The 6,542-nt window shown below is 46.0% G+C and carries 6 protein-coding genes and 2 pseudogenes; 7 read left to right on the forward strand and 1 reads right to left on the reverse strand.

What is annotated here, in order from left to right:
- Positions 1-503: 503 nt before the first annotated feature.
- From FWF39_RS11570 to FWF39_RS11600, 7 genes and pseudogenes are all read left to right on the forward strand, one after another.
- Positions 504-1,199: a sulfite exporter TauE/SafE family protein gene (locus FWF39_RS11570; RefSeq protein ID WP_343383595.1), complete on the forward strand. Its 696-nt coding sequence runs from the start codon at positions 504-506 to the stop codon at positions 1,197-1,199.
- A 41-nt stretch (positions 1,200-1,240) separates the two neighbouring features.
- Positions 1,241-2,245: a 4Fe-4S binding protein gene (locus FWF39_RS11575; RefSeq protein WP_343383596.1), complete on the forward strand. Its 1,005-nt coding sequence runs from the start codon at positions 1,241-1,243 to the stop codon at positions 2,243-2,245.
- The gene (locus tag FWF39_RS11580; protein ID WP_343383597.1) at positions 2,238-3,569 is read left to right on the forward strand and encodes a 2-hydroxyacyl-CoA dehydratase family protein; all 1,332 of its coding nucleotides are present in this window, start codon (positions 2,238-2,240) and stop codon (positions 3,567-3,569) included. Before FWF39_RS11575 ends, FWF39_RS11580 begins: the two co-directional genes overlap by 8 nt.
- Before the next feature lie 9 nt (positions 3,570-3,578).
- Complete coding sequence (locus FWF39_RS11585; protein WP_343383598.1) at positions 3,579-4,364, forward strand: acyl-CoA dehydratase activase; 786 nt, start codon at positions 3,579-3,581, stop codon at positions 4,362-4,364.
- Positions 4,361-5,281 carry an acyl-CoA dehydratase activase gene (locus FWF39_RS11590; protein ID WP_343383599.1) on the forward strand — a complete coding sequence of 307 codons (921 nt, stop codon included), beginning with the start codon at positions 4,361-4,363 and terminating at the stop codon, positions 5,279-5,281. The genes FWF39_RS11585 and FWF39_RS11590 overlap by 4 nt, the downstream gene beginning before the upstream one ends.
- Positions 5,282-5,353: 72 nt before the next feature.
- Positions 5,354-5,605 (forward strand): 4Fe-4S dicluster domain-containing protein, encoded by a 252-nt coding sequence (locus FWF39_RS11595; protein WP_343383600.1) that lies wholly within the window; start codon positions 5,354-5,356, stop codon positions 5,603-5,605.
- 24 nt (positions 5,606-5,629) lie between these two features.
- Positions 5,630-6,064, forward strand: a pseudogene (locus tag FWF39_RS11600) (VOC family protein); the annotation flags it as partial.
- A 269-nt stretch (positions 6,065-6,333) separates the two neighbouring features.
- Here FWF39_RS11600 and FWF39_RS11605 read toward each other — a convergent pair.
- Positions 6,334-6,542, reverse strand: a pseudogene (locus tag FWF39_RS11605) (hypothetical protein); the annotation flags it as partial.

Consider the following 6,542-nt stretch of genomic DNA (forward strand, 5'->3'; position numbering starts at 1 on the left):
GGTTGTGTCTAAGAGTTCTGTTATGGTGGATTTAACTATTCGTTTGTGGTGTGCTTTGACTATGCCTGAAATTTTTCAACAATGGCAAAATCAAATGATGTATATCTTTAGGTGAACACTCTCGCAAAATCAAATGATGTATATCTTTAGGTGAACACTCTCGTATTTTCAACTACAATTTCATTCCCGGATGATTAACTGTCCATTTTGCCACATCAAACACCGTTAGCAACCATTAATTTTGCTTGGCGATAAAAACATTTACACCTAAACTGCTTGGACAAAATTATGTTTCTTCGGTAGCGTTTTCGTCTTTAGATGATAGTGCGATGTTCGGTACGCACCGTAGCAAAATTTCAAATGACTCTGCTACACCTCAACTACCTAAAATCCTAACCACCAGAAATCGGGCACAACTAATTTTGTCTCAGGCCTGAAATTATGTAAACTTTAAATGTTCTAATTGTCTATCTGCTATAATACTTCGGTTTGGAAACATCTGCATGTCCTATATAGCTGATATTGCAAATCCGTACATGGGGGCGTTTGTAACTGGCTTATTCTATAGCTTAGCCGCCTGTACGGCTTCTTGTTTGCCGGTTGTGGCCGGTTACATTGCAGGTGTAGGTTCAGGTTTTAAGGGAAGCCTCAAGATAACCATGTTTTTCAATTCAGGGCGTCTGCTTGCATATACTCTGATTGGCGCTATCACAGGTTTGTTTAGTGGAATTTTGCATTTCTTTGTTTCCGATATGGTTTTTTCCCCTTTTCAAATGTACTTCTCCATTGTCTTTGGAGCCGTTACTATAATCATTGGTGTGATGGTGATGCTAAAAGCACGCAAACCCCCCTCTTGTGACTGTAGCGCTCAAAACACAAAAAAACTAGGTGACAAAAAAAGTCGTTTTGGAGTGAACTTTGGAGCTTTCTCATTGGGATTGACTCGCGGTTTAATTCTCTGTCCGGCACTAATGTTGTTGCTATTCCCAGTTATACCCTTTACATCTCCTATCGATAGCGTTGGTATCGCTGTCTTCTTTGGGCTGGGAACCATGATTTCACCGCTTCTACTCCTAGCAGGTGTCACCGGATGGCTGCTTAACAAGGCACCGCTGTTCCAAAAATGGATCTCAATCGCAGGCGGAGCTATTTTAATCCTGCTGGGTATATTTTCAATGCTTAACTTAATCATACAATAACTAAATAATATAATATATAATATAATCGAGAGAGGAAGAATATGGCCGGTGAACTAATCGGGAATATACTTACACTCATCGTGTTAGCGGGGCTTGGAGCAGCAGGAGTGCTCTCTGTTATAATCTGGAAAAAGAACCGTGCGGCACGAGTAAGCTTTTTAAGATTTGTCATTCAAGCTGTTGGGTTAGCCGCCCTGTTTTTTTTGTTCGCCCTCGAACCCGCCATACCGCTTCTCTATATACTCATCGCCTGGTTTGCCTTAACGCTTTTTTTAGGCCGGTTCTTCTGCGGTTGGATATGTCCATTCGCCCTTATCATGGATATAGAGAGCGCGATACGAAAAGCCCTAAAAATCCGCCATAGGTTGCTCCCCGAGAAACTCAACATTGCTCTCCACAAAGGCCGCTACCTAATTTTCGCTGCATTTCTGCTCCTACCCATAGCTTTGTGGATCGTTGATCCTCCGCCTAACACCGCTTCTGCAGTAATGATGGCCCAATTACTAGCCGGACCCTTTCGCCCCTACAGCATAATCATAGACCCCCTCATACCCCCTGTTGTACCCTGGACCGGACAGCTAATCTTGGGCGACATCAACCTTAGTTACCCCTATATAGGTGACATCGTAACCTTTATCGAAGCAACCCCTGGCCAAATCTTATCCATCGCATTTGTGGCAATTACCTTAATCGGCGCATTTTTTATTCGACGCGTTTGGTGCCGCTTCTGCCCAGCAGGCGCTTCTATAGCATCTCTTAACAAGTTTAAGGCATTTAAGGGGGTACCCCTACTCTATATAGACAAAGACGAGGAGAAATGCACCAAATGCGGCGTCTGCAAACGCGTCTGCCCCGCCCAAGTCAACGAAGTCTATGAACAAAAGGGCGGAAAAATCAACACATCCCAATGCATGCTCTGCGCACGATGCGTCGAGATGTGCCCATACAAAGACGCTCTTAAAATAAAACTAGCTAACAAATCAGTGTTTGAGTCAAGAAACTGGCTTGAACCATCAATAGAGAGTGAGGAGAGAAAAATTGAGTAAAGAAACCGTTGAACGAAGATACCTGCCCGAGATCTCACAAAAAGAGATGGATGAATTAAAAAACACCGTAAAAGCCACGTCACAAAAAATAATCGCTGACAACATTGAGCGCATGAAAAAAGCTGATCCCCACCGCCCCGAGGCTATGAAATACTTTGATGACATAGCTAATTTCTTTGGCCGCCGTCAACAAGAAATCCAAGCCGAGAAAGAACGCGGCAAAAAAGTCATCGGCTATATGTGTCTCTTTGCACCCACCGAACTAATTACAGCCGCTGATGCAATTCCGGTCCGCGTCAACTCGGGCTGGTATGACACCTCAAAAATAGGCGACCGCGTTGTCCCAGTTGAGGTCTGTCCTGTTATTCGCTCAACCATAGGCGCCAAGATGATTGAGCTCTCACCCTTTCTTGAACAAAGCGATGCACTGATTAGTGTTTTAACCTGCGATGGTATGACCAAACTTAGCGAGATTCTAAGTGATAAAACAACTGTTTGGGGTATGAATGTTCCTCGTATTAAGGATTCTAATCAGAGTTTGCGGTTTTGGGGTGATGAAATAAAGCACATGAAAACCCAAATTGAATCTCTAACCGGTAACAAAATCAGTAGGAAAAATCTCAAGGAAGCTATTACGCAGAGTCATCGTGCAACTAAGGCTTTTCGTCGGTTACAAGATTTGCGTAAAGCAAACCCCGTTATCATGGGCCGAGATGCCATGCTTGTTAATCAAGCCTACAGTTGGGATGATCAGAAGCGCTGGACCGAGAAAACCGAAGCACTTTGTGATGAGCTTGAGACGCGTACGTTGCAGAAGGATTGGGTTTGCAGCCCTGATACTCCGCGTATTATGGTTACTGGGACTCCGATGTTTTGGCCTGATAATTGGAAACTACCCACCCTTGTCGAAGAAGGCAATCCCAAAGGCATTATTGTTGCTGATGAGCAGTGCAGCGGTGAGCGCATCCTAAATGATCCTGTTGGTGTGGATGAGTGGTCGATGGATGATATGCTAAATGCCATAAGTGAGCGCTATCTTATGGCCTCCACCTGTCCCTGCTTTACAAGTAAAGATGGTAACGAAGACCGCATCAACTGGTTACTAAATAAAGTTAAGGAATCAAACGTTCAGGGTGTTATATACTATGTTATTCGCGGTTGTATGCTTTATGCTATGGAGTACAGCCGTGTCAAGAAGGCTTTGGACAAAATCAACATACCCGTCTACTACCTAGACACCGAATACACCCGCGAAGACGTCGGACAACTAAAAACACGCGTTGAAGCATTCCTAGAATTGCTAAACGCACGCATAGACTTCTAGGTGAACAACATGATAACAATCGGAATGGATCTTGGAACACAACGCGTAAAAGTAGTCGTCTTAAAAGACGGCACCGTCGTTGGACGCGCACAAGTCTTTGCAGGGTTTGATCCCGCCAAAGCAGCCGAACAAGCAGTTACCGACGCCCTAAACACCGCCAACCTATCCCTAAAAGACATCAACCACATCACCGCAACCGGCTCAGCGATGGATATAGCACCCCACGCCAATAGCACCATAAGCATGATGGGCGCAGACGCAAAAGCAGGCGTATTTCTCATCCCCAAAGCACGCACAATAATTGACGTCGGCGCAGAAGAAGCCCGCGCAGTCAAATGCGACGACCGAGGCCTAATGACCGAATTTGTTGTCAACGAACGTTGCGCCGCTGGAGCAGGTGCATTCATCGAAGCCATGGCCCGAGCCCTAGAAGTCAAACTCGAAGACATGGGCCCCCTCGCCCTCCAAGCAGAACGCGCAAGCCCCATCAACGCATCATGCGTCATATTTGGCGAATCCGACGTAGTCTCCCTTATCCACCGCCAAGAATCCAAACCCGAAATCGCCCGAGCCGTCTTTGACGCCATGGCCGACCGCATCTCCGCCATGATCCACCGCCTAGGCATAAACCCCGAAGTCGTTCTAAGCGGAGGCGTCGCCAAAGACCCCGGATTTGTAGCCTCACTCAACCGCAAACTAGACCTAACAGTTACAATCCCAGAACACCCAGAATACATAGGCGCACTAGGCGCAGCACTAATCGCTGCAACACGCGCCAAGGGGACACCAAAATGAGCACACAAACACAAACACCAACAACACCAACAAAAGAAGAATTTTGGCGCTGGCACGAATACCACCACATAATGCCAAACATCAAACCCACAAACAAAGACATAATCACCGCAGGAGTTGATGTCGGCTCAGTAGGTTCCAAAGCCGCAGTAATGGTTAACGGACAAGCCTACAGCTGGGGCATCACCCGCACCGGCAGCAACAGTCCCGAGAGCGCAAAAAAAGCCCTAAACTTTGCCCTAAAAGACACAAACCTAAAACTCACCGACCTCAACTACGTCGTAGGCACCGGATATGGCCGAGTCAACGTTCCCATGGCAAACAAAGCCATCACCGAAATCGCCTGCCACGCCAAAGGCGCCAACTATATCTGGGGACCCAGCGTCCGAACAGTCCTAGACGTAGGCGGACAAGACATCAAAGCCATAAAAATCGACGCCACCGGACGCGTCGTCAGCTTCCTTATGAACGACAAATGCGCCGCAGGCACAGGCAGAGGCATGGAAGTCTTTGCAGATCTCCTCCAAATCCCCATCGAAGACATAGGCCCCATGTCACTTAAAATCGAACAAGAACCCGAACCCGTAAGCTGCACCTGCGTCGCATTTGCAAAAACCGAAGCCATCGGCTTACTACGCAAAGGCTGGTCCAAAGAAAAAGTCCTAGCCGCCTACACCCGAGCCATGGCAGTACGCATGGCCAACCTCATAAACCGCGTCGGCCTAGAACCCGACCTAGTCGTCACAGGAGGACAATCCAAAAATGTGGGCATTGTAAGCCGCATCGAAACCATCCTGGGCCTAAAATGCCTCCCAACCCCCAACTGGCGCGAAGGTGCCCTAGACCCCATGGCCGCAGGAGCATTTGGCGCCGCCCTACTTGCCAAAGCACTCTACGAAAAAGAACAAAAAACCTAACAACAACAAAGTAACAGGTGAACAACAATCATCACATACTATGGATACTGCGACGCTTCAGGCGAATACTACATCGTCGTCGACTCAGACAAATGCACCGGATGCACTAAATGCACCCAGAGTTGCCCAAAAAACGCTCTTGAGCTGGTAACCGAATTCATAGACCTAGAAGACAAAACCATAGCCGCCATAAAAGAAGAACACCGCAAAAAAATCCAATACACCTGCACCACCTGCAAACCCGAAACCAACCAAACCCCCTGCACCACAGCATGCAACGCCAAAGCCATTTGGTGCATCTGGAACCCCAGCAACACAAAATAAAAGCGGTTTATACTAATGACTATGATGAAATATAGCGGCACCCTCATAGTAGTAAGCGATATTGAGCAATCAAAGACGTTTTACCAAACTCTCCTAGGCTTACAGATCGAGACCGATCTTGGCGCAAACGTCACGCTAACCGGAGGCATTTCCCTACAAACCCTTGAAACCTGGCGCAAATTCATCGGCAAAGACGAAACCACCTTCTATAACCACGCCATGGAACTTTACTTTGAAACAAACGATTTCGACGAATTTATAAAAAAATTACCTAACATAAAATTGGTTCATCCTCCATTGGAACACAGCTGGGGCCAAAGAGTGGTACGTTTCTACGACCCTGATGGACACATCATCGAAGTCGGCGAAAACATGCAAAAAGTCACCCAACGTTTCATAGATAGCGGTATGACCATTACCCAAACCGCCACCCGAATGGGCGTTCCCCAAGATTACATAAACAAAACCCTTCAAGTAAACAACCCTGAAAAAAACATACAAATACAAAAAATGATCGCCGACCTAACAGCCGAGCAAGAAAAAATCACCCAACAACTCGCAGAATTAAAAACTCAGGGAAAAGAAAAAACCGCACGATTCAAACAGCTTTTCACAAAAAAACTATCCAACCTAACCGTACTAAATATGCTCCAAAGCTACGGATTAATGTAAAAGAAAAGAAAATTTTACTGCCCCCGTAAATTCTCTTTATTTAATAAAAAAGAAGCTTATTGTGTGTTAAATATGGGAGTAGAGGATTTAGTTTCCTCTGTGTTGTTGTTCTTTTTACGCTTGAACGTAAAGACTATGGCTGTGATCTGTACTGCAAATATTATGACATTCACGATGGTCCATTTGTCTACTAGAGTCATTGTTCTGCTCATGTCTTCGGTGAGTAGGAATACGATGATGCCTGCTATGCCCATGGCAAGTGTTA

Source organism: Candidatus Bathycorpusculum sp., assembly GCF_009778815.1.
In the GTDB taxonomy this organism is placed as follows: Archaea; Thermoproteota; Bathyarchaeia; order Bathyarchaeales; family Bathycorpusculaceae; genus Bathycorpusculum; species Bathycorpusculum hydrogenotrophicum.

Coding starts and splice junctions, on each gene's coding strand:
- FWF39_RS11570 (WP_343383595.1), top strand. CDS start 504: ATGTCCTATATAGCTGATATTGCAAATCCGTACATGGGGGCGTTTGTA.
- FWF39_RS11575 (WP_343383596.1), top strand. CDS start 1,241: ATGGCCGGTGAACTAATCGGGAATATACTTACACTCATCGTGTTAGCG.
- FWF39_RS11585 (WP_343383598.1), top strand. CDS start 3,579: ATGATAACAATCGGAATGGATCTTGGAACACAACGCGTAAAAGTAGTC.
- FWF39_RS11590 (WP_343383599.1), top strand. CDS start 4,361: ATGAGCACACAAACACAAACACCAACAACACCAACAAAAGAAGAATTT.